The sequence below is a fragment of the Streptomyces sp. NPDC051364 genome (assembly GCF_040682115.1).
Classification (GTDB): Bacteria; Actinomycetota; Actinomycetes; order Streptomycetales; family Streptomycetaceae; genus Streptomyces.
In genome coordinates this window covers 121,987-146,363 of sequence record NZ_JBFBAH010000014.1, presented here as the reverse complement: position 1 = coordinate 146,363, position 24,377 = coordinate 121,987, and the positions used below count along the sequence as shown (strand labels likewise).

Here is a 24,377-nt window from a genome sequence, read left to right as displayed (position 1 = left end):
CGCCCGAACTCCCGGGCGGGGGTCCGTGATTGAGGGAGTGAGGCGGCGCTCATGAGCAGTGCACCATCCGGCCGGGGCGGCCCCGTTTCCGATGCGCAGCGACGCATCCGGCGCAATCCCTGGCTGTTCACCGCGCCCCTGGTGCTGCTGTGCCTGCTCGTCGCCGTCCTCGTCTGGGAGGTCGTCCGCGGCAACCTGTCCGAGGCGACCCGCACCCACTGGCCCTGGCGGCTCCAGCTGATGCCCGAGGAACCCCTGGCCAGCCTGCTGGCCGTGGCGGCCGGCGCCGTGCTCGCCCGCGCCCAGTACGCCCGTACGGTACGGCCGGTGCTGGGGTGGCGCTCCGAGTACGTGGCGGGGGAGCTGCCGGGCGAGTCGAAGGCATGGGTCACGGGCATCCTCAACGGCGGCCAGCACAATGCGGGGCTGCACCGCGCCGACTACTTCCTGGTGATGGACGGCGATCCGCACGACGGGCCGATTCCCGAGGAGGCGTGGATGAGCCCGGGCGAGGCCGGTGAGCGGCTGGGCGCGGTGGGGCTGCGGCCCGCTGCGGACTTCCGCCTCGTCGCGCTCGGGGCCGGATTCCCGCTGGTGGCGACCGGTACGTACGAAACCATACGGGTGGGGGTGTTCTCGAAGCGGTTCATCGACGAGGTGCGGGCGCTCCACCTGCGCATCCAGGTCGTGGACAGCGTCGGGGACATGCACGAGCGGATCATCGACTGCCTCAAGGGAGCCCGGGAGCCGGTGGCCGCGCCCGTGGAGCGGCCCCGCGTGACTCTGCCCGTGCCCGTACCCCGGACCGGGACGCCCGCCGAATGACCCCGGCCTGACCTCAGCGGAGCCAGTCCAGCGCCTCCGAGAGGGCGTACTGGGCCGCGAAATGGCCGGCTCCGGGCGCGAGCACCGCCGTGCTGTGCCCGATGTGCTGCGCCAGCCAGTGGAAATGGCCCACCGGTGAGAACACGTCCTCGGCGCCGTGCCAGAGCATGACCCGGCCGGTGATCCCACCCGGCTCGAACCCCCAGGGCCGGCAGAACGCGAGGGAGTCGTCCAGCCAGCCGTACGCGGAAGTCCGCAGCGCCTCGCGGAAGTTGTCCAGGACGGACCGGCGAACCCGGTCGTCGGCCAGGACCGCGAGGTCCACGTCAGGGAGGTCCGCGCGCAGGTCCTCGATCAGCCGGCCCGGATCGCGGCGGATCACCTCGGCCTGGGGGGTGAGGCGCAGCTCCAGAGCCGCCGGGTCGCGGTCCGCGAGGGTGTAGTGCTCCACGTTGTACGGGGTCATGCCGGCGTACCAGTCGAGTCCGGAGCCGTCGCGGGGCGCGAGGCCGACCAGGCAGGCCGCTGCCGTCACCCGGTCGGGGAGCAGGGCCGCGCAGGCGAGTGCGTGCGGACCGCCCCCGGAGCGGCCGACGACCGCGAAGCGGCCGATGCCCAGGGCGTCCGCGACGGCTGCGGAGTCGGCGGCCGCGTCGGCCACGCGCCGCCCCGGTGCCCGGTCGGACTCCCCGTAGCCGGGCCGGTCGTAGGCGAAGAAGCGGACGTGCGGATGGCGCTCGGCGGCGTCGTCGAGTGCCACGCCGAGGCGGCTGCCCGGCATGCCGTGGTGCAGCAGGACCGGTGAGCCGTCGGGAGCCCCCCACTCCTGCGCGATCAACTTCCGCCTGTCGCCCCGGCTCACCTCGATGCGCATCCCGCTCCGATGCCCCCGCCCCGCTCCTGCGATGGAAGCACGGCCCGCCCGGAGGAGAGCGGGAAACGAGGGAATGCGGGCGCGGCACTCAGCGGCCTCGGGGAGGTGGGTTTCGTTTTCGCGTCGTGCGGTGCGGTGCATCGCAAGGCGGAGCGGCACGCTTGTACGGGACGTACCAGGGGCTGCGACAACGCGGCGAGGCGCCGTGCCGGGCGGCGCGGGGGCGTGCCCCACTCCCCCGAGGCCGCTTAGAGGTGGGGGATCAGCAGGGCTGCCGCCGAGCGGGCCCGGTCCAGGGAAGCGGCCCGGTCGGCGCCGCGCTGCCCGAGCACCACGCGGGTGCTCAGCCCGTCCAGCAGTGCGAGCAGCTCCGAGGCGCGGGCGGGCACGTCCAGGGCGGCGGCGAAGCGGCCCTGGTCCACGCCCTTGGCGAGCAGGGTCTCCAGGTCCCGCTGCCAGCCGTCGTCGATCTCCTGCTGGGCGGCGCGCAGGTCCTCGTTGGCGGGGGTGCGGGCCCACAGCTCGATCCACAGGGTCCAGCGCGGATCGCGGGGGCCGCGCGGCAGGTAGAGCTCGAGGAACAGTGCGAGCTTGCGGTGCGCGGTGACCCGGCGGGCCAGCAACTGCGCCCGCTCGGCGGCGAGTCGGTCCTCGCTCCAGCGCAGTGCGGCCAGCAGCAGCCGGTCCTTGCTGCCGAAGTAGTAGAGGATGTGGCCGCCGCTGGTGCCGAGCCGCTCGGCGAGCGCGGACATGGTGAGCTCCGCCAGTCCGCCCTCGGCGATCGCCGCCATGGCCTCTTCCAGCATCCGCTCCTGGGCGATCCGCCCGTCGCGCCGCCGCGCCGGCCCCGCTCCCGCCACCCGTGCCGCCTTCCCGATCTTCGTGGCCCGACCTTATCCCGGACAGGGTCTTGACGCGGTCCCGATCGGCGGCGCATCTTGAATGCCATTCAAGAACTTAGAACGTCATTCAAGGTTCAGTGGGTCCACAGTCAGGGGTACGGCGCATGACGCAGCAGGAGACGACGGCCGACGTCGACGAGGTGTTCCGGGTCGAGACCCACGGCATCGACCCCATCCCCGACGCCGAGCGGCACGGCGGCGCCCGGGACCTGTTCTGGCTCTGGTTCGGCTCCAACCTCACCTTCACCTACGTGATCAACGGGGCCCTCGCCGTGGCGTTCGGCCTCTCCTTCTGGCAGGCCACCGCCGTCGTCGTGATCAGCGGACTGTCCTTCTTCGCGGTCAGCGCCGCCGGGCTCAGCGGCATCCGCACCGGCACCGCCACCCTCGTCATCTCCCGGGCCGCCTTCGGGGTCCGCGGGAACTTCCCGGCCGGCGTCCTGAACTGGGTGGTGAGCATCGGCTACACCATCGTCAACACCGTGGTCGGCACGCTCGCCCTGGAGGTGTTCTTCGCCGAGGTCGGCCTCGGCGAAGGCGTGGCGGTACGGGCCCTCGCCCTCGGGACCACCCTCGCGCTCACCTTCGCCGTCGCGATGTGGGGCCACGCCACCGTGCAGTTCGCCGAGCGCTGGATGGCCTACGTCCTCGCCCTCGGCTTCGGCGCGCTGCTCGTCTTCCTCCTGCCCGGCGCCGAGACCGCCGCCCCGGCCGGCGCCGCCGCCCCGGGCCTGTCCGGCTGGAGCCTGGCCTTCGTCGTGATGCTGGCCGGGCCCTTCTCGTACCTGCCGATGCCCGCCGACTACACCCGCTACCTGCCCCGGACCACCTCGCTGAAGTCGATCACCTGGATGGGCGCGCTCGGCGGGTTCGTCTCCTCCGTCGCCCTCGGCGTCGCCGGGGTCGCCGCCGCCACCCAGACCGACATGACCGACGCCGTCGCGGGGGCCGAAAGCCTGCTCCCGGGCTGGTTCAAGCCGGTGTTCCTGGCCCTCGTCCTCGGCGGCTCCGTCACCAACTCGATCATCACTCTCTACTCCTCCAGCCTGAACCTCCAGGTCCTCGGCATCCCGTGGAGCCGCGCCCGCGCCATCGTGATCAGTGCCGCGGTCACCGCCGCCGGATCGCTTGCCGCGCTCTTCCTGACCGACTTCACCACCTCGCTGCTCTCCTTCCTCTCCCTGCTGATCATCCTGTTCGCGCCCTGGGGCGGGGTCTTCCTCGCCGACATGCTGCTGCGCCGCTGCCGCTACGACTCCGACGCACTGCACGCCGGGAGCGCAGGCGCCTACTGGTACCGGGCCGGCTACCACCCCGCCGGCATGGCTGCGCTCCTCGCCGGCATGGCCTTCGCCGCGCTGACCTGCGATTCCGAGCTGTGGACCGGCCCGCTCGTGGCCCCGCTCGGCGGCGCCGACCTGACCCTGCTCGGCTCGGTCGTCTCCGCGCTCACGTACTGGGCCCTCGCCGCCCGCCGGGTGCCCGCGTACGCCCCGGCCGCCTGACCCCCCCCGGTCCCCTCCCGCACCGCCACATCCGCCACGTCCGCCGCCTCTGCACAGGAGCACCACCCATGCCGCACCCCGTCCCCGCCGACCTGCTGCTCACCGGAGCCCGGATCCATACCGTCGACCCGGAGCTGCCCGAGGCCGAGGCCCTGGCCGTGTCCGACGGCCGGATCGTCTGGCTCGGCCCGGACGCGGAGGCCGCCGCCTGGGCGGGCCCGGACACCGAGCGGATCGAGGCGGGCGGCCGGCTGGTGCTGCCCGGCTTCGTCGACGCCCACAACCACGTCCGGCTCGGCTCCGACGACGCCTGCGTCCAGCTCGCCGGGGTGCGCACCCTGGAGGCGATCCTCGACCGGATCGGGGCCTGGCGGGGGGCCCACCCCGACGCCGAGTGGATCGAGGCCGAGGCCTTCGACTACTCCGCGATCCCGGGCGGCCGGATGCCCACCGCCGCCGACCTGGACCCGGTCACCGGGGACACCCCCGCGATCGTGCTCTCGTACGACGTGCACACGGCCTGGCTGAACACGGCGGCGATGCGCCGGCTCGGGGTCGCGAAGGACCGTACCGACCTGCCGTTCGGCACCGCGGCCGTCGACCCGGAGACCGGCGAGCCCACCGGCTTCGTCAAGGACTTCGCGATCAAGGGGCTCTCGCGGGACGGCCACCGGGCACTGCGTGAGCTCGGCGTGCCGTGGGCCTCGCCGGACCGGCAGTACGGCCGCCTCGCCAAGAGCCTGGACGACGCGATCGGCTTCGGCATCACCACGGTCGTGGAACCGCAGAACTCCCTGGACGACCTGGAGCTGTACGAGCGGGCCCGCGCCGAGGGCCGACTGCGCTCGCGGATCGTGGCGGCGCTGTTCCACCCGCGCGGTACGACCGAGGAGGAGCTCGACGCCTTCGCGGCGGCGGCGCGGATGTACGCGGGGGACCGGCTGCGGGTCGGGCCGCTCAAGCTGTACATCGACGACGTGGTGGAGCCGCGCACGGCCGCGCTGCTGGAGCCGTACACCGGATGCGGGGCGCACCGGGGCGAGACCTTCTACCCGGCCGAGGAGTTCGCGGAGCTGCTGGCGCGGCTGGACGCGCGCGGCTTCCAGTGCTTCGTGCACGCCACCGGCGACCGGGGGATCCGTACGGTCCTGGACGCCGTCGAGCACGCCCGTGCGGTCAACGGGCCGCGGGACGCCCGTCACCAGGTGGTGCACGTGGAATGCCTGGACCCGGCGGACGTGCCGCGTTTCGCCGCGCTCGGCGTGGTGGCCTGCATGCAGCCGAGGCACTGCGCGCCGGAGATCGCCGGGCCGGGCCAGGACTGGGCGGAGAACGTGGGCGAGGACCGCTGGCACAAGGCGTGGCCGATGCGCAGCCTGGCCGAGGCGGACGCGGTGCTGGCCTTCTCCAGCGACTGGAACGTGGCCGAGATGGATCCGATGATCGGGATCTACACGGCGGTCACCCGCCGCCCGCTGGAGGGCGGCGCCCCGTGGCAGCCGGCCGAGACGGTGGACGTGGCGACGGCGGTGTACGGCTACACGATGGGCTCGGCGTACGCCAACTTCCTGGAGGCGGACCGGGGTTCGCTGACGGTGGGCAAGGCGGCGGACTTCGTGGTGCTGTCCCGGGACATCCTCGCCGTGGCCCCGGAACGGATCCCGGGCACGGTGGCGGAGACGGTGGTGGTCGCGGGCGAGGTCGTCCACCGGGTGGGCCGGCTCGACACTCCCTAGCGCGGGCAGGCGGCGGCCGACTATCGAACGAATGTTTCGCACGGATATTCGAATTGCTCTATGGTGGAGACGGGGGTGGTGTTCACGTTCGAGCGAAGCAGGAGGCCGCGGGTGCCTGGTTTTACGCATCTGCACACCGTTTCGGGGTTTTCCATGCGCTACGGAGGCTCCCACCCCGATCGGCTGGCGGAGCGTGCCGTCGAGCGGGGCATGGATGCCCTCGCCCTGACCGACCGCGACACCCTCGCGGGTGCGGTGCGGTTCGCGAAGGCCTGCGCGAAGGCCGGGATCCGGCCCCTGTTCGGGGCCGACCTGGCCGTGTCGCACGCCCCTGCACCTGCGGCGGGCCCGGCCGGATCGGCCGGCTCGAGCGGACCGGGCGGATCCGGGCACGGCGGCTCCGGAGAGGCGTCCCACCGGCGGCGGACCCCCGTCGCGGGCGGCGCCTTCGTCGACGAGTCCGCACCCCGGGTCACCTTCCTGGCCCGCGACGGCGCCACCGGCTGGGCCGAACTGTGCCGGATGGTCACGGCGGCCCATGCGGGCGCCGGCGGCGCCGACCGGCCCGTCGTCCCCTGGGCGGAACTGCGCGGCGTCGGGGTGTACGTCCTGCTCGGGCCCGGGTCGGAGGTGGGGCGGGCACTGGCCGCCGGGCGCCCGGACCGGGCCGCCCGGCTCCTCGCACCCTGGCGGGAGGTCTATGGGGACTCCCTGCGCCTGGAGGCCGTCCACCACGGCCGCACCGGCACCGGCCCCGGCTCGCTGCGCCTGGCCGCCCGTACGGTCGGCTTCGCCGCCGAGCAGGGCGTCCCGGCCGTGCTCACCAACGCCGTCCGGTACGCCGACCCCGGCCAGGGCCCGGTCGCCGACATCCTCGACTCGGCCCGCCGTCTCGTCCCCGTCGACCCCCGCGGCCCCCTCGACAGCGGCGAACGCTGGCTCAAGGACCCCGCCGCCATGGCCGAGGCCGCCGACCGGATCGCCCGGGCCGCCGGCCTGCGCCCCGCCGACGCGCGACGGCTCCTCGCGGAGACCCGGCGTACCGCCGAGGCCTGCTCGGTGGACCCCGAGGACGACCTCGGCATCGGTTCCGTGCACTTCCCCGAGGCCCACTTCGTCGGCGCGGCCCACCGCACCGCCCAGCGGGTCCTCGCCTCCCGGGCCTCCGCCGGCATGGTGCTGCGCGGCTACGCCGACGACCGCGCGTACTGGGAGCGGATGCACCACGAGCTGGACATCATCGCCTACCACGGGTACGCCTCGTACTTCCTGACGGTTGCTCAAGTCGTGGACGACGTACGTGCGATGGGCATCCGGGTGGCCGCCCGCGGCTCCGGCGCCGGCTCCCTCGTCAACCACCTCCTCGGCATCGCCCACGCCGACCCCGTCGCCCACGGCCTGCTGATGGAGCGCTTCCTGTCCAAGCGCCGCCGCGTCCTGCCCGACATCGACATCGACGTGGAGTCCGCCCGCCGGCTGGAGGTCTACCGGCGGATCATCGACCGCTTCGGCACCGAGCGCGTCGCCACCGTCTCCATGCCCGAGACCTACCGGGTCCGGCACGCGATCCGCGACGTCGGAGCCGCCCTGTCCATGGACCCGGCCACCGTCGACCGGCTCGCCAAGGCCTTCCCGCACATCCGGGCCCGCGACGCCCGCGCGGCCCTGGCCGAACTGCCGGAACTGCGCGACGTACGCGGCGAGGAGCACGGCCGGCTGTGGGAGCTCGTCGAGGCGCTGGACGCGCTGCCGCGCGGGATCGCCATGCACCCGTGCGGGGTGCTGCTCTCCGACGCCTCACTGCTCGCCCGCACCCCCGTGGTGCCGACCAGCGGCGAGGGGTTCCCGATGTCCCAGTTCGACAAGGAGGACGTGGAGGACCTCGGGCTGCTCAAGCTCGACGTGCTGGGCGTGCGGATGCAGTCCGCGATGGCGCACGCCGTCGCGGAGATCCGGCGCGGTACGGGGGAGGAGCTCGACCTGGACGACCCGGCGCAGGTCCCGCCGGGCGACGAGGCGACGTACGAGCTCATCCGCTCGGCCGAGACGCTGGGCTGCTTCCAGATCGAGTCGCCGGGCCAGCGCGACCTGGTGGGGCGGCTCCAGCCGTCGACCTTCCACGACCTGGTCGTCGACATCTCGCTGTTCCGGCCCGGGCCGGTCGCCGCCGACATGGTGCGGCCGTTCATCGAGGCGCGGCACGGGCGGGCCCCGGTCCGCTTCCCGCACGAGCACCTGGCGGAGGCGCTGCGCGAGACGTACGGGGTGGTGGTCTTCCACGAGCAGATCATCGAGATCGTCCACGTCATGACCGGCTGCGGGCGCGACGAGGCGGACCGGGTACGGCGCGGGCTCTCCGACCCGGAGTCGCAGGCGCGGATCAAGGTGTGGTTCGCGGCGAAGGCGGGCGAACGGGGCTACTCGGCCGAGGTGATCGGCCGGACCTGGGAGATCGTCGAGGCGTTCGGCTCGTACGGCTTCTGCAAGGCGCACGCGGTGGCCTTCGCCGTGCCGACGTACCAGTCGGCATGGCTGAAGGCGCACCACCCGGCCGCGTTCTACGCCGGGCTGCTCACGCACGACCCGGGGATGTACCCGAAGCGGCTGCTGCTGGCGGATGCGCGGCGCCGGGGCGTGCCGGTGCTGCCGCTGGACGTGAACCGGTCGGCGGTCGCCCATCACATCGAACTGGTGTCCGATGTCGGGGCTCCCCCGGTGTGGGGGCTCCGGCTGGCCCTGGCCGACGTCCACGGCATCAGCGAGGCGGAGGCGCTCCGGATCGAGGACGGGCAGCCGTACGGATCGCTGCGCGACTTCTGGGACCGGGCGCACCCGGGCCGGCCCGTCGCCCAAAGGCTCGCCCAGGTCGGGGCGTTGGACGCCTTCGGCGCCAACCGGCGCGACCTGCTGCTGCACGTGGCCGAGCTGCACGGCGCACAGCGCTCGGCGGGGGCCCGGCCGGGCAGCGTCCAGCTCCCGCTGGGCGGCGGGCGGTCGACGGCCCCGGTCGGCCTGCCCGACCTGAACGAGGCGGAGCGGCTCAGCGCGGAGCTGGGCGTGCTCGGCATGGACGCCTCCCGGCACCTGATGGAGGACCACCACGCCTTCCTGGCGGAGCTGGGGGCGGTCCCGGCCGGCAGGCTCCGCGAGGTCGAGCACGGCCGGACGGTACTGGTCGCGGGGGCCAAGGCGGCCACCCAGACCCCGCCGATCCGGTCCGGGAAGCGGGTCGTCTTCACCACGCTGGACGACGGGACGGGCCTGGTCGACCTGGCCTTCTTCGACGACAGCCACGAGGCGTGCGCACACACCGTCTTCCACTCGTTCCTGCTGCTGGTACGGGGTGTCGTACAGCGGCGCGGACCGCAGAGCCTGAGCGTGGTCGGCGCGGCGGCCTGGGACCTGGCCGAACTGGTGGAACTGCGGGCGACGGGCGGCCTGGACGCGGTCGCGGCCCGCCTGGCCGAACCGCTGCCCGGTGCCGGGGACACGGTGGGTGCCGCCGATCCGGGGCGCCGCATCCACCTGCCCACCGGGTACGAGATGAACCCGTGGGCCGACCTCCAGCCGGCCGGCGACCGCGCCGCGACCGGCCGCAAGCTGTGGCACTCCAGCCCGGGGAGCGCGGGATGACCCCGGCGAACGGCGTCCTGCACGTACGGTGCGCTCCGGCGGTGTCCGAGGAGGGGTACCGCGAAGTCCTGGAACTCCTGCGGGAGTTCTCCCCGACGGTGCAGGCCCTGCCGCCCCGGGCGGCGCTGGTGCACGTACGCGGCGCCCGGCGGTACTTCGGCGCGGACGCCTGCCGGATCGCCGAGCTGGTCCGGCTGCGCGCGGTCGCCCGGCTGGGCACGGACGTACGGATCGGGGTCGCCGGGACCTGGGCGGTGGCGGCGACGGCCTCCGCCCGGGTGCCCGGGCCCGGCGGTGTCCTGGCCGTGCCCGAGGGCGCGGTGGACGGCTTCCTCGGGCCGCTGCCGGTGGAGGCCCTGCACGGCATCGGCCCCAAGCAGGCGGAGGCGCTGCGCGGGTACGGACTGCACACGGTCGGCGCGGTCGCGGCCGTCTCCCCGGGCACCGTCGAACGGATCCTGGGGCAGCGGGCGGGCCGGCTGGCCGCGGAGCGCGCCCGCGGGATCGACCCGCGCCCCGTCACCCCGAAGGACCTGCCCGCGTCGGCCGCCGTCCGCAGCGGCTTCACCCGGCACGAGCTCGACGGCCCGCACACCCGGGCCGTGCTCCTCGGCCTGGTGGTCCGGCTGGGCGCGGTACTGCGGGGCCGCCGCCAGGCAGCCCGGTCCCTGTCGCTGACCCTGCAGTTCGCCGGCGGCACCCGCTGGGAGCGGACCCGGCGGCTCACGGCGGCGTCCGCGCACGACGAGGACCTGCGGGCGGCGGCGTACCGCCTGCTGGACGCGGCCGGGCTGCAACGGGCCCGGCTGACCGGCATGGTGCTGCGCGCCGAGGACCTCACGGGCGCCGAGCGGGTGTCCCGGCAGATCTCGCTGGACCCGGTCCGCGAGGCCCGCCTGACGGTGGAGGCGGCCGTCGACCGCGCGAACGCCCGCTTCGGCCCGGGCACGGTCCGCCCGGCCGCGACCTTCCACAAAGCCGCTTAGCGGTTGTCCGCCCCCGGCAGCCCGGCCAGCAGGCGCCGGGCCATTTCGGTGCGGAGCCCGGAGGTCTGGGCCTGGATCAGGTGGAACTGGGCCTCGCGGGCGAGACGGCCGGCGGTGTTCCCGTACGAGATCGCCCGGCCGCCCGTCGCGGCGACGCAGGCGGTGGCCGCCCGTACGCCGAGCTCCAGGACGGCCGCCCGGAGCGCCAGCCGGTCCTCGACCCGCTCCTCCGGCGGGAGTTCGTCGCGCAGGGCGTAGGCCTCCGCGCGCAGCCGGGCCGCCTCCTGCGCCACCCGGTGGCCGAGCTCCTCGTACGCGCTGCCGGCGGCGGGGGCCGACCGCAGAAGGAAATCGGCCGCGGCGCGCACATGGCCGAACACGGCGGGGTGGGCGTTCGCATTCTCGAGGTCGTATGCACGGGTCCACTCCGCCCGGGGCTGTACGGAGATCACCGCGCTCCGCGGGACGAGGACGTCGCGTACCTCCACCGCCACCGTGCGGGTGCCGTTCATCGCCCACAGCGGCGCGGATCCGGCCGCGACCAGCCCGGGGTCGCCGTCCGGCCCGCAGGCCACCGCGGCGGACAGCACCCGGTCGTCCGGGGCGAGGGCGCCCAGGTACACCACGTCGGTGAGGCCCCAGCCGGTCATCCAGGGCACCCGGCCGCGCAGCCGCCACCCGTCGGCGACCGGTTCGGCGGTGACGGGCGGCCGGGCGTGCCGCAAGAAGGCGAAACCGGCCGTGCCGCGCCTGGCTCCCGAGGCGAGGGCGGGCGCCCACTGCTCGCGCAGCGCGGCCGCCTCCGTCCCGGTGGCCGCCTGCAGCGCCTTCACGAGGGCGAAGTGCTGGGTGTGCACGAACCAGGTGGACGGATCCGCCGCCGACAGCAACTCGGTCACCTCACGGACCACTTGACGCGTGGTCAGCCCGCTCCCGGGGCGGGGCGTGTGGCCGAGGGCCCCGTACGCACCGCAGCGGGCGAGGGCGTCGAGGTGCGAACGCGGCACGCCCTCCTGCGCGGTCTCCTCCGCGACGGGCCCCAGCGTGCCCACGGCGACCTCGGTGACCGCGGAAACGAGCGGGTCGGCGGCCAGGTCGGGCGGGGTGGCCAGGGCCGTGCCCGCACCGGGAGCCCACTGCATCCGATCACTCACCTCACGCGGAGTAGGGGACTACTCCATTGTCCCGAGGGCGTGCGGGGGCGGGGGGCGACACGCATTTTTTACTGACGCGTAACTTCCAAGTTTTGCTACTCGCCCGTAATTTGGCCGAAGCAGCACCTCCTTGTGATCCGGATCACGGGACGAACCCCCACGTCTTTCCCTGACCCAGCAAGGAGATCACTCGATGCTGCCCTGGCGACGCCTGCTCCGCCCGCTGGCCGTCCTCACCCTCGCCGCTGCCGCCCTCGTCGCCCCCACCGGCGCCGCGCAGGCCGCATCCGCACCCAGCAGCGGCTGGAACAACTGGTCCTGCAAACCCTCTGCCGCCCATCCCCGCCCCGTCGTCCTCGTCCACGGCACGTTCGGGAACTCCGTCGACAACTGGCTCGGATTCGCCCCCTACCTCGTCCACCGCGGCTACTGCGTCTACTCGCTCGACTACGGGCAACTGCCCGGCGTGCCGTTCTTCAACGGGCTCGGCCCCATCGACAAGTCGGCCGGACAGCTCGACGTCTTCGTCGACAAGGTGCTGGCCTCCACCGGAGCCGCGAAGACCGACATCGTCGGCCACTCGCAGGGCGGCATGATGCCGAACTACTACCTCAAGTTCCTCGGCGGCGCCCCCAAGGTCAACGCCCTGGTCGGGCTCGCCCCCGACAACCACGGAACCACCCTGAGCGGGCTCACCCAGCTGCTCCCGTACTTCCCCGGAGCCGAGGACCTGATCAGCTCCGCGACCCCGGGGCTGGCCGACCAGATCGCCGGATCCCCCTTCGTCACCAAGCTGAACGCGGGCGGGGACACCGTACCCGGGGTCCAGTACACGGTCATCGCGACCAAGTACGACGAGGTCGTCACGCCCTACCGGAGCGCCTTCCTCCAGGCGACGGGCTCCAACGTACGGAACGTCGTGCTCCAGGACCTGTGCCCCCTGGATCTCTCCGAGCACGTCGCCATCGGGCTCACCGACCGGATCGCCTGGCACGAGGCGGTCAACGCCCTCGACCCGGCACACGCCTCCCGGACCACCTGCGCGTCGGTCTTCGAGTGAAGATGCCGACGCACAGGCAGTCCCGGTGAACCGGTCGGACGGCACCTCCTAGCGGCCGTGCCGGCCCGGCGCCGTCGCACGGCGTCGGGCCACACCGAACAGCACGGCCGCACCGATGGCCAGCACGCCGGCCCCGGCGATCGCGATCGCCGGGGTGGCGCCGCTGCCCCCCGTCTCGGCCAGGTTGGTGGTGCCCGCGGGGGACTCCGACGGGACGGGGGCGAGGTCGGTGCTGCCGTTCGTCCTCGGGTCGTTGTCGCCGTGGCCGTTGTGCTCCACCGTGGACTTGCTCTCGCCGTCGGCGATCTGCCGGTCCGTCGGGGCCTTGGGCGCGTCCGAGGGGCGGTCGGCGGAAGGCTTGGCGCTCGGCTTCGTACTGGGCTTCGTGCTCGGGGTGGTGCCGGTGCTGCCGCCAGTGCCTCCGCTCGCGCCGCTCCCCCCGCCGTTCCCTCCGTTGTCCTTGCCGAACACCACGTCCGAGCAGGTGTAGAAGGCCTCCGGGCTGTCCGAGCGCTGCCAGATGCTGTAGATCAGGTGCCGCCCGGACTTGTCCGGCACGCTGCCGGAGAAGACGTAGTCCCCGTTCTGCATGCCCGGGTCGGTGGCCTTGGCGAACGGCGCCGGCTCCAGGTCGGACCACTTCAGCGGCTTCGTCGGGTCGTAGCCGTCCTTCGTGATGTACAGCTCGAAGGAGCCCTTGTGCGGGGCGGTCCCCTTGTACCGGAAGGTGTGCTCGCCCGCGGACATCGGGCCGGCCGGCCAGTCGGCGCGGGCCAGGTCCAGGCCCTGGTACTTGTCGTTGCCGGCGGAGCAGAGCTGGCCGTTCGGGATCAACGCCCGGTGGTTGCCGGCCGCGTTGGCGATGTTGACCGCGTTCCAGTCGTAGAAGGCCTGCGTGCCGCTCGCCGCCACCGCGGCCTTGCAGGCCGCCGACTTCGGCGACTCCGGTCCCTCCGCGTAGCAGGCCGCCACCCGGCTGACCGGGTCCGTCATCGAGCCGTGGGCGGCCGCCGGCGCGACGGCGTACGCGGCCACCGCGAGCGGGGCGAGACCGACTGCGGCGATACGGGTCACGGTGCGGCGGCGTGCGGGCATGGGTGGATCTCCTTCGGAGCGGCGATGCGGGCACCACGGTCGTGGATGCGCCGGGAGCGCCGGGAACCGGGCTGGGCGGCGCCGCCCCCCGTCGGGTCCGGCGCCGCCTCAGGCCTCCCTGGCCCCGCCAAGCTAGCCCTCCGCACCAGCGGTTCCACCCCTTTCGGGGCCCTCCCGAAGATCCTTAGGGTCCGCTTAAGGAACCGCTAAGCGGGCCTACAGAAAGAGGCCGGAGCAGCCGCGCTCAGCTGAGGAGGGCGGTCAGACCGGCCGGCTCGAGGGCCTGGGCGGCCAGGGCGTCGAGGGCGCGGATGGCCTCGGCCGCCGCCTGCGGGTCGGTCTCCGTGAGCCCGCTCGCGGCGAACTCGTCCTCGTCCAGGCGCAGGACCGCGGACCCGTCCGCCGACACCCACAGGTCCAGGTCCAGGTCCTCGACGAGGATCTCGCCGTCCTGCACCACCGCCGGGCGCGTGACGTCGCAGTACCAGCCCTTGAGGGCGCCCTCGCCCGTCCGCACCTCCTTGACCGCGTACCAGCGCGTCCGCCAGAAGTGCTCGGTGAACACGTCGCCCGGTTCGAAGCGCACGAAGCCGAAGTCCCGTACGCCGTCGGCCGCCCAGGGGGCGCGTACGGAGATCCGGTCCCCCGTGTCCGCGACCAGGGCGGCGGGGTAGCGGATCTTGGTGCGGCCCGCCTTGGTGAGGGCGACGGTCAACCCGGTGCTGCTCATGACTGCTGCGGTCCCTTCAGTTGCTTCGCGTAGCGCGTCTCGGTCGCGCAGATCTCGTATCCGAACCACTTGTTGATGGCGAGCATCGGCTCGTTCCCGGTGTCGTTTCCGGTGAAGGCCTCCGTGCAGCCGGCGGCGCGGGCCCGGTGCAGGGAGTCCGTCTTGGCGAGCTTGGCCAGGCCGCGGCCGCGGAAGGCGCGCAGGGTGCCGGTCATCGCCGAGCCGTAGCGGGTGGCGCCGTCCGTCCGGGCTGCGCAGAACGCGGCCACGACCCCGTCGACCAGGACGACCGTGGTCAGCTCCTTGTCGAGGTCGGGGTGGTGCCAGACGGTGGCGAGCCAGTCCTCGTAGTCGGCCGGCTCCGCCGGTACGTCGCCCGGTTCGTCGCCGGAGGCCTCCGCGTCGGCCTCGTGCAGCGGTCGCGGGTCGGCGGCGAAAGTGCTGCCGGGGCGCAGCTCGACACCGGCGGGCAGCGCGTCCGGGTACGGAGGCAGGGCGGCGGAGGCCAGGTCGAGGCGCAGGAAGTGCGCGGAACGGCTCGGGTGGTATTCGCGCCGCTCGGCGAAAGCGCGGTGGGCGGGCTCGTCCAGCACCCAGGAGTACGTGCTCGCGGCGCCCTCCGCGGCCAGGTACTCCTCGGCCGTCCGCAGCAGGGCCGTGCCCGCGCCGCGGCCGCGGTGCGCGGTGTCGACGTACACGTTGACGAACGACCGGCCGGGCTCCGGGCTGTCGTACGCGAGGCCGGCCTCGGCGGTGCCGACGACGAGGCCGGCCGCGGTCTCGGCGACGAGGAGGCGATGGCGCTTGGCCGGAGCGGCGGAGGACAGCTCGAAGGCAACGCCGTCGGCGGTGGCGATCAGAAACGGCAGCGCGGCGCGGCGCACCTGTACGACGGACTCCGCGTCCGAGGGATCACCCGGGTGGAGGTCGCGGATCGAAATGGTCATGCCGTCGACCGTAGGCGCGGGGCGGGGGCGGATGCCTCCGAATTTCCCCGGGGATGGGGGAGAATCGCCGGGTGACCTCGACGAACCTGAAGATCCGGATCGACGGCTCGGCCGGCGCGGCCGCCCCGTACGAGCAGCTGCGCGCCCAGATCGCGGAGGCGGCGCGGGCGGGAGACCTGCCGGTCGGGTACAAGCTGCCGACGGTGCGCGGGCTCGCGGAGGAGCTGGGCCTGGCGGCGAACACGGTCGCGAAGGCCTACCGGGCGCTCGAGGGAGACGGGGTGATCGAGACCCGCGGCCGGAACGGGACGTTCATCGCGGCGACCGGCGACGGAGCCGCCCGGGAGGCGGCCACCGCCGCGCAGGCCTATGCGGAGCGCGCGAAGCGGCTGGGCCTGACCTTCGACGAGGCGACGTCGGCCGCCCTCGACGCCCTGCGCGCCCGGTACGGCGCCTAGGCCGTTTACGAGTCGTCCAGTTGTGGGCGTGCGGGACCGGTTACAGGTACAGGCCCGCTTCCGAACCGTGCTGGCCCTGCGGCGGCAGCAGCGCCGAGGGGCCCGTGCCCCGGCGCAGCGCGAACAGTTCGGCCAGCGTGGCGCCCTCGCGCGGAACCCCCTCGTCCGTGCCCAGCCAGTCCACCGCCTCGCCGTACGTCAGACGGTCCACCTCGATCCGCGCCAGGCAGCGGCCCGGCCGGACCACCGCCGGGTGGAGCCGTTCCAGGTCCTCGTTCGTGGTCACGCCGACCAGCACGTTGCGGCCCTGCCCCAGCAGACCGTCCGTCAGGTTCAGCAGCCGCGACAGCGCCTGGCCCGCCGTGTGCCGGGCCTCGCCGCGGATCAGCTCGTCGCAGTCCTCCAGCAGCAGCAGCCGCCACCGGCCCTTCGCCGTGCCCTCGTCCTCGCCGATCGCGATGTCCATCAGGTAGCCCACGTCGTTGAACAGCCGCTCCGGGTCCAGGACGCAGTCCACCTGGCACCAGTCCCGCCACGACCGGGCCAGCGTCCGCAGCGCCGAGGTCTTGCCCGTACCGGGCGGGCCGTGCAGCAGGAGCAGCCGCCCCGCGATGTCGTCCGGGGTCACCTTCATCAGCCGGTCCATCGCTCCGGCCACCGGGGCCGTGTAGTTGGGCCGCACCTCCGCCCAGGTCCCGGCCGCGATCTGGCGGGTCGTCCGGTACGGGCCGCGGCGCGGGGAGACGTACCAGAAGCCCATCGTGACGTTCTCCGGCTGCGGTTCGGGCTCGTCCTGCACCCCCTCCGTGGCCTCGCCGAGCACGCTGGAGGCGAGTTCGTCGCTGACCGCCGTCACGGTCACGTCCGCGCCCCGGCTCCAGCGCGAGACGAGCATCGTCCAGCCCTCGCCCTCCGCGAGGGTGGCGCTGCGGTCGGAGTCGCGGGCCGAGCGCAGCACGGTGGCCTCGGGCGGCAGCAGGGTCGCCTCCGCCTTCACCCGCTCGATGGTCACGCTGTGCGAGTACGGCTGCTCGCCGGACGCGAACCGGCCGAGGAACAGCGCGTCCACGACATCCGACGGTGAATCGCTGTCGTCGACGTTGAGCCGGATCGGCAGCGCGTCATGCGGGTTGGCTGGCATGGCGCCCATGATCCGGCACGAAGTGTCCTCATGCACCCGTGTTTCGCCGGATCGGGTGCCCAAGTGCCCTCTTCAAACGCACCGGTGGTGAAGATTCGGGCCGCAACTCCGCGCCAAAAATTCTTGGCATGAACACTTCCGGCCAACCCCGGCTCCCAGTACCACGGACTCAGGAGTAACCCCCACAAGGAGCCGCACACATGAGCATGAAGATGTCGCGCTTCGCCGCCCTGACCTCCTCCCTGTTACTCGCCGCAGGCGCCGCCCTGTTCGGCGCGGGACAGGCGGCCGCCGCCACGGCCGATTTCGGTTACGTCGCCCTCGGCGACTCGTACTCCTCCGGCGTCGGCGCCGGCAACTACGACAGCGGGAGCGGCAACTGCAAGCGCACCTCCCGCGCCTACCCGGCCCTGTGGGCCGCCGCCCATTCCCCGCAGACCTTCTCCTTCACCGCCTGCTCGGGCGCCCGTACGGGTGATGTCCTCTCCGGCCAGCTCGGCCCGCTGAACTCCGGCACCGACCTGGTCAGCATCACCATCGGCGGCAACGACGCCGGGTTCTCCGACGTCATGACGACCTGTGTGCTTCAGTCCGAGTCCACCTGCATCAACCGCGTCAACCAGGCCAAGGCGTACGTCGACTCCACCCTTCCCGGCCAGCTCGACCAGGTCTACACCGCCATCCACGGCCGGGCGCCCGCCGCCCACGTCGTCGTCCTCGGCTACCCCCGCTTCTACAAGCTCAACGGCACCTGCACCGCCGGGCTGACGGAGGGCGAGCGCTCCGCCATCAACGGAGCGGCCGACTACCTGAACGCCGCCATCGCCAAACGCGCTGCCGACCACGGGTTCACCTTCGCCTCGGTCGCCGGCGCCTTCACCGGCCACGAGATCTGCTCCGGCGACGCGTGGCTCCACAGCGTCAACTGGCTCAACATCGGCGAGTCGTACCACCCCACCGCCGCCGGACAGTCCGGCGGCTACCTGCCCGTCCTCACCAACGCCGCCTGACACCCCCAAGGTAGCTACGTAGCGGCGGCTTCGGGCTCCGGAGCAGGCTCCGGGTCCGTGGCTTCGGGCTCGGCGGCTTCCGGCGTCGCCGGTCCCGCCGGTACGGGCCCCGCCGTCACCGGGGCCGGCGTACCGCTCGGACCGGGGGAGGGAGAGGTCCCGCCCGTCGGGGTCTCCCCCTCCTCGCACGTCACGGAGAACTCCACCCACTCCGAGGCCGTCGGGTCCGGCCCCCGCACCTCCAGCCGGACCGCGTCGTCGAAGGTCGCGCTCGGGTAGTACGTGAGCTCGGTGTGGTCCAGCTGCCGGCTCCGGGGGCCGTCCGCTGGGTACGTGACGGACTGCCAGCCGGGGCCGGAGGTGACCCCGCTGCGCGTCGCCCAGCGGTACTCCAGTACGGCGGGCGTACGGTCCGCATCGACGGTCGCCGTGAAGGCGGGCGCCTGCTCGGCGGGCGGCGGGCAGGCCCCGCGGTAGTCCGTCCGTACGGCGCGCACCGACACGGCGAAGTGCGGTGCGGGCGTGGCCGACGGTGAAGCGGACGGCGACGGCGACGGCGAAGGGGACGCGGACGGCGACCCCGACCCGGACGAGCTCGCGGACGCCGCGGCCGAGGTCGCCGGGCCCGTCGGCCCGGTGCCGTTTCCGCCCGGCTCCTCGCGTTCCTTGAGCAGCAGCCACGCCAGAGCGACCACCGCCAGCAGCAGCACCACGATCCCGGCGGTCAGCACCAGCAGCCCGGCCCGCCCCTCGCGCGGCGGCGCCCCGCGCCCCGCAGCCCCTGCCGGGGCGGGACCCGGCACCGGCGCGGGCATCGGCACCGGCATCGGCGGGGTGGGCCCGTCGGGGCGGTCCTGCGCGTCCGGGGGGCCGTGCCGCTGGTGCGCCGTGGCCGTCGGCGAGTCCGGACCCGACACCGCCCCGCCGGAGCCCCGTACGACCCCGCCCGCCCCGATGATCCGCAGCATCCGGGCTGCCTCCGCCGCGGGCAGCCGCTCCGCCGGGTCCTTGCGCAGCAGCCCCTCCAGCACCGGCGTGAGCGGACCGGCCCGGCGCGGCGGCGGCAGCTCCTCGTCCACCACCGCCCGCAACGTGGACAGCGGGGTGTCCTGCCGGAACGGCGAGACCCCCTCGACTGCGGAGTACAGCATCACCCCGAGCGACCACAGGTCCGAAGCGGGCCCCGGATCGCGCCCCAGCGCCCGCTCCGGCGCGAGGAACTCGGGGGAGCCCACCACCTCGCCCGTCATGGTGATCGCCGACGAGCCCTCCAGGCTGGCGATCCCGAAGTCGCTCAGCACCATCCGGCCGTCGTTGGCGATCAGCACGTTGGAGGGCTTGACGTCCCGGTGCAGCACCCCCGCCTCGTGCGCGGCGCGCAGCGCTGCCAGCACCTGCTCCCCGAGGTGCGCGGCCCGCTGCGGGGTGAGCGGCCCCTCGGCCTCGAGTGCGTCGGCCAGCGAGAGCCCGCGCACCAGCTCCATCACGATCCACGGCCGGCCGTCCTCGGTGGCCACGTCGTAGACCGTGACGACCCCGCGGTGCGAGACCCGGGCCGCCGCCCAGGCCTCGCGCTCGAGCCGCCGGTACATCCGCCCGATCTCGGCGGCGTCCAGCCCGGCCGGGGGCCGTACCTCCTTGACGGCCACCTCACGGCCCAGGACCTCGTCGCGGGCCCGCCACACGATGCCCATGCCGCCCCGGCCCAGCAGGTCGAGCAGCCGGTAACGGCCCGAGATGACACGGCCGGCGGCGGATTCCCCGTCCGCCCCACCGATGTTGTCACTCACGCGAGCCCCCAGGTGTGTCCGTGTGTCGGCGGGCGGTCACTCCAAGTTAGCGCAGTGCGCGCAATGTGGCCCCGGTCCGCGCGGGACTCGCGCAGGGACCCTTCAAACGGCCGCCTCCCCTGCGGAGAGTGACGGTCGACTCCGCTGAGTAACCGTCAACTCCCCGTCGCCATAGGGGTAATTCACACCACCGGGATACCCGAGCACGACGCGGGGGCGATAGGGTTAACCTGCCCGGGCCGGGTGCCCTCGTACGGGTGGGGAGAGAACATGGAACAGATAGCAATGCGCAGCAGGCCGCCACGCGTGCCTGCCATCACCTGCGGCAGCGGCGCGACCAGCTCGCGCCTCGACCGCCACCTCGCCGTGCTGGGCGGACCCGCCGTCCCGCACCGCGAGACGGCCGAGGCGACCCTGCTGATGCGCGAACTCACCTCGCGCGACCACACGCACCGCCTGCGGAGCCGGAGCGCACGCGTCTCGCTCTTCGCGCCGCTGCGTCGTCTGCGTCGCACGCTCTTCGGCAGCCGCCGCTCGTAACAACCGTCCCCGACCCCTTCTGGTTTCGCCCCCCGGCCCTACGCAACCACACCATCCCGGCGCAGTGTCGTGATCTGTGTGCCCGTCATCCCCAAGGCGCGCAGCAGGGCCTCGGTGTGTTCGCCGAGCGCAGGCACCGCACCCATGTGCGGTGCCGCGCCTCCCGGCAGTCCGATCGGCGGCAGCAGCGCCCGCAGCGGACCGGCCGGTGACTCCACCTCCCGCCAGCGGTCCCGTGCCGCCAGCTGCGGGTGTCCCGCGAGCTGGGCCACCGAGTTCAGCCGCGCGCAGGCGATGCCCGCCGCCTCCAGCCGCCCGATCGCCTCGTCCGCGCCCAGCCGGCCCAGCGCCTCGGCGACCACGGCGTCGGTCTTCTCCCGGCCCCGGGTGCGCGCCGCGTTTGTCGCGTATGCCGGATCCTCGGCCAACTCGGGCCGCTCCAGCACCTGTTCGGCGAGCCGCCGCCATTCGCGGTCGTTCTGCACGGACAGCAGCACCCGGTCCCCGTCCGCCGTCGGGTAGGCGTCGTACGGGGCGATGACGGCGTGCGCGAGGCCCGTGCGCACGGGCTGCTCCCCGCCGTGCATCGTGTGGTGCAGCGGATGGCCCATCCACTCGGCCAGCGCGTCGAGCATCGAGACCTCCACCCGGCCCCCGCGCCCGGTGATCCCGCGGCGCAGCAGGGCCGCGAGGACCCCGGAGAAGGCGTACATGGCCGCCGCGATGTCCGCGGCCGGGATGCCCGCCTTGACGGGCTGCTCCGGGGTGCCGGTCACCGAGACCAGCCCCGCCTCGCACTGCACGAGCATGTCGTAGGCGCGCTTGTGGGCGTACGGGCCCTCGGCCCCGTACCCGGAGATGTCGACGGCGACCAGCCGCGGGTACCGCGCGCACAGCGAGGCCGAGTCGAGGCCGAGCCGGGCGGCGGCGCCCTGGGCGAGGTTCTGGACGAAGACGTCGGCCCCGTCCAGCAGCCCGTGCAGGACATCACGGCCGCGCGGGTCCTTCAGGTCGAGCGCGATCGACTCCTTGCCGCGGTTGGCCCAGACGAAATGCGAGGCCAGTCCCTGCGCGGCGGTGTCGTACGCACGCGCGAAGTCGCCGCCGTCGGGCCGCTCGACCTTGATCACCCGGGCTCCGAGGTCGGCGAGCTGGCGGGTGGCGAAGGGGGCCGAGACGGCCTGTTCGACGGCGACGACGGTGACGCCGTCGAGGGGCAGGGGTTCCACGGGGCGGCGTTCCACGAGGCGGGGTTCCGCAGAGCGCTCGGGCGCGGGCGAGTCGGCATTCATGACAGCCTGCCTACCGGTTGGGACCCCGGCCTGTCACCACACAGGCGGTCGACATCGCACGCTGTGTGCGGTTCGTCCGCCTGTGGCGCCCGTCTCAGTCCCGGCCGCCCGCGAACCTGCGGGTGGCCGACGGCGCGAAGAGGACCAGCAGGAGCAGCGACCAGGCGACGGCCCCCGCGACCGGGTGCGCCGCCGGCCAGGCGGCGCCCGCCGCGGCCTCGCCGCCCGCGTTGCCGCAGAGGGCGCGCACCGCCGTGGCGACGGCGCTGATCGGGTTCCACTCGGCGACCGTGCGTAGCCATCCGGGCAGTCCGGCGGTCGGCAGGTACGCGCTGGACAGCATCGGCAGTACGAAGGTGGCGCTGCCGAGCTGGCCCGCCGCCTCCTCGCTCCGGCTCAGCAGGCCGAGGTACGTCCCCACCCACGCCGTGGCGAAGCGGAACAGCAGCAGCACACCGAGTGCCCCCAGCGCGCCCGGGAGCCCGTTCTCGATCCGCCAGCCCATCGCAAGCCCCACCAGCATCACCGGCACCATGGACGCCGCCGTGGTCAGCAGGTCGGCGGCGGTCTGCCCGAGCGGTACGGCCGCGCGGCTCATCGGCAGGGTGCGGAAACGGTCCGTCACGCCGCGGTGGGCGTCCTGCGCGGCCGTGAACATGCCAGTCATCAGGCCGTTCGCGGCGGTGGCGGCGAGCAGCCCGGGCACCAGGAACTCGCGGTACTCCGAGCCCGGCATGGCGAGCGCGCTGCCGAAGACGTAGCCGAAGAAGAGCAGCATCGTGATCGGCATGGTCTGGGTGAGGATCAGCAGCGCGGGCGCGTGCCGGGCCTTCTGCAGCTGGCGGGTGAGGACGGCGCCGCCGTCCGACAGCAGGGTGCTCATGCCGCGTGCTCCGTCTCTGTCGTCTCTGTCATCTCCGCCGTCTGCGCCGACTCTCCCGACGGCCTCCGGGTGAGGCGCAGGAACACCTCGTCGAGGGTGGGCGGGCGCAGGCTCGCGTCGGTGACCGGGACCCCGGCGTGGTCGAGCGCGCGGATGATCCGGGGCAGGGTGAGCCCCCGGTCCAGGACGGTCGCCCCGGCGGTGAGGCGCTCGCGGTCGAGTACGGGCCTGCCGCCGGTCAGCTGGTCGAGTACGACGGCCGCGCCGGGGAGCGCCTCGGCCTCGGTGACGGTCACCTCGGCGTACGCGCCGATCCGGGACTTGAGTTCGGCCGGGGTTCCCGCGGCGACGGCCCGGCCGCGGTCGACGACCACGACGTCGTCGGCGAGGCGGTCGGCCTCCTCGAGGTACTGGGTGGTGAGCAGGACCGTCGTGCCCTCCGCGCTTTTGTCGACGAGTTCTCGAACCGAGGTCCAGATCTGCTCGCGGGCCGCCGGATCGAGGCCCGTGGTGGGCTCGTCGAGAAAGAGGACCCGGGGGCGGGTGATGAGCCCGGCGGCCAGGTCGAGGCGCCTGCGCATCCCGCCGGACCAGGTGGCGGCCACCCGGTCCGCGGCCTCGCCCAGGCCGAAGCGGTCCAGCAGCTCGTCGGCGCGGGCCCGACCGGCCGCCCCGCGCAGTCCGGCGAGGCGGGCGAAGAGCCGCAGGTTCTCGCGGCCCGTCAGATCCCCGTCGACCGAGGCGTACTGGCCGGTGACCCCGATGGCGCGGCGGACGGCGGCCGGATCGCGGGTGACGTCGTGGCCGGCGACGAGGGCGCGGCCGCCGGTGGGCCGGGTCAGCGTGGTGAGGATCCGTACGGCGGTGGTCTTGCCCGCGCCGTTGGGGCCGAGGAGGCCGCAGACCGTGCCCTCCGGCACGGCCAGGTCGAGGCCGCGCAGGGCATGGACCTCGCCGAATCGCTTCTCCAGGGCTTCACTAAGTACAGCGTACGTAGTCGTCATGCAGTGGACCCTACCTCACTACGTACGCTGTACGTAACTAGGATGAGGGCGAGGTGATGAGTAATGGCAGCCAGCGGGCGACCCGCCCAACCCGAAGTGATCTGGGCCCGCCCGGGGCGCGCCGGCCGCGGACCCCGGCCCGCGCACACCCGCGAGTCGATCGCGGCCGAGGCCGTGCGGATCGCGGACGCGGAGGGGATCGAGGCCGTTTCCATGCGGCGTGTGGCCGCCGGGATCGGCGCCGGGACGATGTCCCTGTACAACTACGTGCCGCGCAAGGAGGACCTGTACGAGCTGATGGTCGACGCGGTGAGCGGGGAGTACGCGCTGACCCCGCCGACCGGGGACTGGCGGGCCGACCTGCTCGGGCTCGCCCGCCAGGCACGGGAGCTGATGCACCGCCACCCGTGGCTGCCCCGGCTGCTGTCCCCGGTCTACGGTTTCAGCCCGAACGCCCTGCGCTACCTGGAGCACAGCCTGGACTGCCTGGTCCCGCTCGAGGTCTCCGGCGCGGAGAAGCTGGAGCTCGTCGCCGCGGTCAACGGCACGGTGGCCACGTTCGTGGCGAGCGAGCTGGCCCTGGCCGAGCGGGCCCGGTCGCTTCCGTGGAGCGAGGCCGCCGAGGAGGGCGTACGGATGGCCTGGCTGGGCTCGAGGCTGGCGACCGGGCAGTACCCGCTGCTGGCGGGCGCGCTGTCCGGCGGGCACCCGGTGACGGAGGCGGCCTCCGACCTGGGCGCGGTCTTCGACCGCTCGGTGTCCCGGCTGCTGGGGGCCTGGGGGGCGGCGGAGGGCTGACGCGGCCGGTCGGC

General features: G+C 73.9%; 21 protein-coding genes. 10 read left to right on the top strand and 11 right to left on the bottom strand.

Annotated elements, in window-relative coordinates; all coding sequences use genetic code 11:
* Window positions 1-51 precede the first annotated feature (51 nt).
* Entirely contained in the window at window positions 52-825 is a 774-nt protein-coding gene (locus AB0M76_RS26955; RefSeq protein ID WP_365955313.1) for a hypothetical protein, read from the top strand.
* Between the two features lie 13 nt (window positions 826-838).
* Here AB0M76_RS26955 and AB0M76_RS26950 read toward each other — a convergent pair whose 3' ends face one another.
* Both AB0M76_RS26950 and AB0M76_RS26945 read right to left on the bottom strand, forming a co-directional pair.
* On the bottom strand, window positions 839-1,699 hold the full coding sequence (locus AB0M76_RS26950; protein ID WP_365955312.1) for an alpha/beta hydrolase: 861 nt from the start codon (window positions 1,697-1,699) through the stop codon (window positions 839-841).
* Between the two features lie 248 nt (window positions 1,700-1,947).
* Window positions 1,948-2,505, bottom strand: coding sequence for a TetR/AcrR family transcriptional regulator (locus AB0M76_RS26945; protein ID WP_266673173.1), 558 nt, complete (start codon window positions 2,503-2,505; stop codon window positions 1,948-1,950).
* A 200-nt stretch (window positions 2,506-2,705) separates the two neighbouring features.
* On the opposite strand from AB0M76_RS26945, the gene AB0M76_RS26940 reads away from it, so the two are divergent.
* The 4 genes from AB0M76_RS26940 (at window position 2,706) to AB0M76_RS26925 (ending at window position 10,461) form a co-directional block, all read left to right on the top strand.
* Entirely contained in the window at window positions 2,706-4,106 is a 1,401-nt protein-coding gene (locus AB0M76_RS26940; protein ID WP_365955311.1) for a cytosine permease, read from the top strand.
* A gap of 68 nt (window positions 4,107-4,174) precedes the next feature.
* Complete coding sequence (locus AB0M76_RS26935; protein WP_365955310.1) at window positions 4,175-5,842, top strand: amidohydrolase; 1,668 nt, start codon at window positions 4,175-4,177, stop codon at window positions 5,840-5,842.
* Between the two features lie 60 nt (window positions 5,843-5,902).
* Window positions 5,903-9,475: a DNA polymerase III subunit alpha gene (locus AB0M76_RS26930; protein ID WP_365955309.1), complete on the top strand. Its 3,573-nt coding sequence runs from the start codon at window positions 5,903-5,905 to the stop codon at window positions 9,473-9,475.
* Complete coding sequence (locus tag AB0M76_RS26925) at window positions 9,472-10,461, top strand: hypothetical protein (RefSeq protein WP_365955308.1); 990 nt, start codon at window positions 9,472-9,474, stop codon at window positions 10,459-10,461. The genes AB0M76_RS26930 and AB0M76_RS26925 overlap by 4 nt, the downstream gene beginning before the upstream one ends.
* Here AB0M76_RS26925 and AB0M76_RS26920 read toward each other — a convergent pair.
* Window positions 10,458-11,603 carry an acyl-CoA dehydrogenase family protein gene (locus AB0M76_RS26920; protein WP_365955307.1) on the bottom strand — a complete coding sequence of 382 codons (1,146 nt, stop codon included), beginning with the start codon at window positions 11,601-11,603 and terminating at the stop codon, window positions 10,458-10,460. The two genes, AB0M76_RS26925 and AB0M76_RS26920, sit on opposite strands and share 4 nt — an antisense overlap.
* 205 nt (window positions 11,604-11,808) lie before the next feature.
* On the opposite strand from AB0M76_RS26920, the gene AB0M76_RS26915 reads away from it, so the two are divergent.
* Complete coding sequence (locus AB0M76_RS26915; RefSeq protein WP_365955306.1) at window positions 11,809-12,675, top strand: alpha/beta fold hydrolase; 867 nt, start codon at window positions 11,809-11,811, stop codon at window positions 12,673-12,675.
* A gap of 48 nt (window positions 12,676-12,723) precedes the next feature.
* On the opposite strand, the gene AB0M76_RS26910 is transcribed toward AB0M76_RS26915, so the two are convergent.
* The 3 genes from AB0M76_RS26910 to AB0M76_RS26900 form a co-directional block, all read right to left on the bottom strand.
* Window positions 12,724-13,770 (bottom strand): lytic polysaccharide monooxygenase, encoded by a 1,047-nt coding sequence (locus tag AB0M76_RS26910; protein WP_365955305.1) that lies wholly within the window; start codon window positions 13,768-13,770, stop codon window positions 12,724-12,726.
* 244 nt (window positions 13,771-14,014) lie between these two features.
* Window positions 14,015-14,500 carry a DUF402 domain-containing protein gene (locus AB0M76_RS26905; protein WP_365955304.1) on the bottom strand — a complete coding sequence of 162 codons (486 nt, stop codon included), beginning with the start codon at window positions 14,498-14,500 and terminating at the stop codon, window positions 14,015-14,017.
* Complete coding sequence (locus AB0M76_RS26900; RefSeq protein WP_365955303.1) at window positions 14,497-15,447, bottom strand: GNAT family N-acetyltransferase; 951 nt, start codon at window positions 15,445-15,447, stop codon at window positions 14,497-14,499. Before AB0M76_RS26900 ends, AB0M76_RS26905 begins: the two co-directional genes overlap by 4 nt.
* Window positions 15,448-15,518: 71 nt before the next feature.
* On the opposite strand from AB0M76_RS26900, the gene AB0M76_RS26895 reads away from it, so the two are divergent.
* The gene (locus tag AB0M76_RS26895; RefSeq protein ID WP_365955302.1) at window positions 15,519-15,905 is read left to right on the top strand and encodes a GntR family transcriptional regulator; all 387 of its coding nucleotides are present in this window, start codon (window positions 15,519-15,521) and stop codon (window positions 15,903-15,905) included.
* 40 nt (window positions 15,906-15,945) lie between these two features.
* Here AB0M76_RS26895 and AB0M76_RS26890 read toward each other — a convergent pair whose 3' ends face one another.
* The gene (locus AB0M76_RS26890) at window positions 15,946-17,055 is read right to left on the bottom strand and encodes a DUF5925 domain-containing protein (protein ID WP_365955301.1); all 1,110 of its coding nucleotides are present in this window, start codon (window positions 17,053-17,055) and stop codon (window positions 15,946-15,948) included.
* A 197-nt stretch (window positions 17,056-17,252) separates the two neighbouring features.
* On the opposite strand from AB0M76_RS26890, the gene AB0M76_RS26885 reads away from it, so the two are divergent.
* A complete protein-coding gene (locus tag AB0M76_RS26885) occupies window positions 17,253-18,056 on the top strand; it encodes an SGNH/GDSL hydrolase family protein (RefSeq protein ID WP_365955356.1) in 804 nt (267 codons plus the stop codon).
* Between the two features lie 14 nt (window positions 18,057-18,070).
* Here the strand turns inward: AB0M76_RS26885 and AB0M76_RS26880 are convergent, their stop codons facing one another.
* Complete coding sequence (locus AB0M76_RS26880; protein ID WP_365955300.1) at window positions 18,071-19,846, bottom strand: serine/threonine-protein kinase; 1,776 nt, start codon at window positions 19,844-19,846, stop codon at window positions 18,071-18,073.
* Between the two features lie 270 nt (window positions 19,847-20,116).
* Here AB0M76_RS26880 and AB0M76_RS26875 point away from each other — a divergent pair, with 270 nt between their 5' ends.
* Window positions 20,117-20,386 carry a hypothetical protein gene (locus AB0M76_RS26875; protein ID WP_030720225.1) on the top strand — a complete coding sequence of 90 codons (270 nt, stop codon included), beginning with the start codon at window positions 20,117-20,119 and terminating at the stop codon, window positions 20,384-20,386.
* A gap of 38 nt (window positions 20,387-20,424) precedes the next feature.
* On the opposite strand, the gene AB0M76_RS26870 is transcribed toward AB0M76_RS26875, so the two are convergent.
* From AB0M76_RS26870 to AB0M76_RS26860, 3 genes are all read right to left on the bottom strand, one after another.
* On the bottom strand, window positions 20,425-21,678 hold the full coding sequence (locus AB0M76_RS26870; RefSeq protein ID WP_365955299.1) for a CaiB/BaiF CoA-transferase family protein: 1,254 nt from the start codon (window positions 21,676-21,678) through the stop codon (window positions 20,425-20,427).
* A 94-nt stretch (window positions 21,679-21,772) separates the two neighbouring features.
* Window positions 21,773-22,561 carry an ABC transporter permease gene (locus AB0M76_RS26865; RefSeq protein ID WP_365955298.1) on the bottom strand — a complete coding sequence of 263 codons (789 nt, stop codon included), beginning with the start codon at window positions 22,559-22,561 and terminating at the stop codon, window positions 21,773-21,775.
* Complete coding sequence (locus AB0M76_RS26860) at window positions 22,558-23,565, bottom strand: ATP-binding cassette domain-containing protein (RefSeq protein ID WP_365955297.1); 1,008 nt, start codon at window positions 23,563-23,565, stop codon at window positions 22,558-22,560. Before AB0M76_RS26860 ends, AB0M76_RS26865 begins: the two co-directional genes overlap by 4 nt.
* Window positions 23,566-23,628: 63 nt before the next feature.
* On the opposite strand from AB0M76_RS26860, the gene AB0M76_RS26855 reads away from it, so the two are divergent.
* Complete coding sequence (locus tag AB0M76_RS26855; RefSeq protein WP_365955296.1) at window positions 23,629-24,363, top strand: TetR/AcrR family transcriptional regulator C-terminal domain-containing protein; 735 nt, start codon at window positions 23,629-23,631, stop codon at window positions 24,361-24,363.
* The last annotated feature ends 14 nt before the right edge of the window (window positions 24,364-24,377 follow it).

Bases quoted from the DNA above. Each gene is read 5' to 3' on its own strand.
- AB0M76_RS26875 (WP_030720225.1), top strand. From the start codon at position 20,117: ATGGAACAGATAGCAATGCGCAGCAGGCCGCCACGCGTGCCTGCCATC.
- AB0M76_RS26860 (WP_365955297.1), bottom strand. From the start codon at position 23,565: ATGACGACTACGTACGCTGTACTTAGTGAAGCCCTGGAGAAGCGATTC.
- AB0M76_RS26930 (WP_365955309.1), top strand. From the start codon at position 5,903: ATGGTGGAGACGGGGGTGGTGTTCACGTTCGAGCGAAGCAGGAGGCCG.
- AB0M76_RS26900 (WP_365955303.1), bottom strand. From the start codon at position 15,447: ATGACCATTTCGATCCGCGACCTCCACCCGGGTGATCCCTCGGACGCG.
- AB0M76_RS26885 (WP_365955356.1), top strand. From the start codon at position 17,253: ATGAAGATGTCGCGCTTCGCCGCCCTGACCTCCTCCCTGTTACTCGCC.
- AB0M76_RS26950 (WP_365955312.1), bottom strand. From the start codon at position 1,699: ATGCGCATCGAGGTGAGCCGGGGCGACAGGCGGAAGTTGATCGCGCAG.
- AB0M76_RS26920 (WP_365955307.1), bottom strand. From the start codon at position 11,603: ATGCAGTGGGCTCCCGGTGCGGGCACGGCCCTGGCCACCCCGCCCGAC.
- AB0M76_RS26940 (WP_365955311.1), top strand. From the start codon at position 2,706: ATGACGCAGCAGGAGACGACGGCCGACGTCGACGAGGTGTTCCGGGTC.
- AB0M76_RS26890 (WP_365955301.1), bottom strand. From the start codon at position 17,055: ATGGGCGCCATGCCAGCCAACCCGCATGACGCGCTGCCGATCCGGCTC.
- AB0M76_RS26910 (WP_365955305.1), bottom strand. From the start codon at position 13,770: ATGCCCGCACGCCGCCGCACCGTGACCCGTATCGCCGCAGTCGGTCTC.
- AB0M76_RS26865 (WP_365955298.1), bottom strand. From the start codon at position 22,561: ATGAGCACCCTGCTGTCGGACGGCGGCGCCGTCCTCACCCGCCAGCTG.
- AB0M76_RS26935 (WP_365955310.1), top strand. From the start codon at position 4,175: ATGCCGCACCCCGTCCCCGCCGACCTGCTGCTCACCGGAGCCCGGATC.
- AB0M76_RS26905 (WP_365955304.1), bottom strand. From the start codon at position 14,500: ATGAGCAGCACCGGGTTGACCGTCGCCCTCACCAAGGCGGGCCGCACC.
- AB0M76_RS26945 (WP_266673173.1), bottom strand. From the start codon at position 2,505: ATGCTGGAAGAGGCCATGGCGGCGATCGCCGAGGGCGGACTGGCGGAG.
- AB0M76_RS26870 (WP_365955299.1), bottom strand. From the start codon at position 21,678: ATGAATGCCGACTCGCCCGCGCCCGAGCGCTCTGCGGAACCCCGCCTC.
- AB0M76_RS26915 (WP_365955306.1), top strand. From the start codon at position 11,809: ATGCTGCCCTGGCGACGCCTGCTCCGCCCGCTGGCCGTCCTCACCCTC.
- AB0M76_RS26955 (WP_365955313.1), top strand. From the start codon at position 52: ATGAGCAGTGCACCATCCGGCCGGGGCGGCCCCGTTTCCGATGCGCAG.
- AB0M76_RS26855 (WP_365955296.1), top strand. From the start codon at position 23,629: ATGGCAGCCAGCGGGCGACCCGCCCAACCCGAAGTGATCTGGGCCCGC.
- AB0M76_RS26925 (WP_365955308.1), top strand. From the start codon at position 9,472: ATGACCCCGGCGAACGGCGTCCTGCACGTACGGTGCGCTCCGGCGGTG.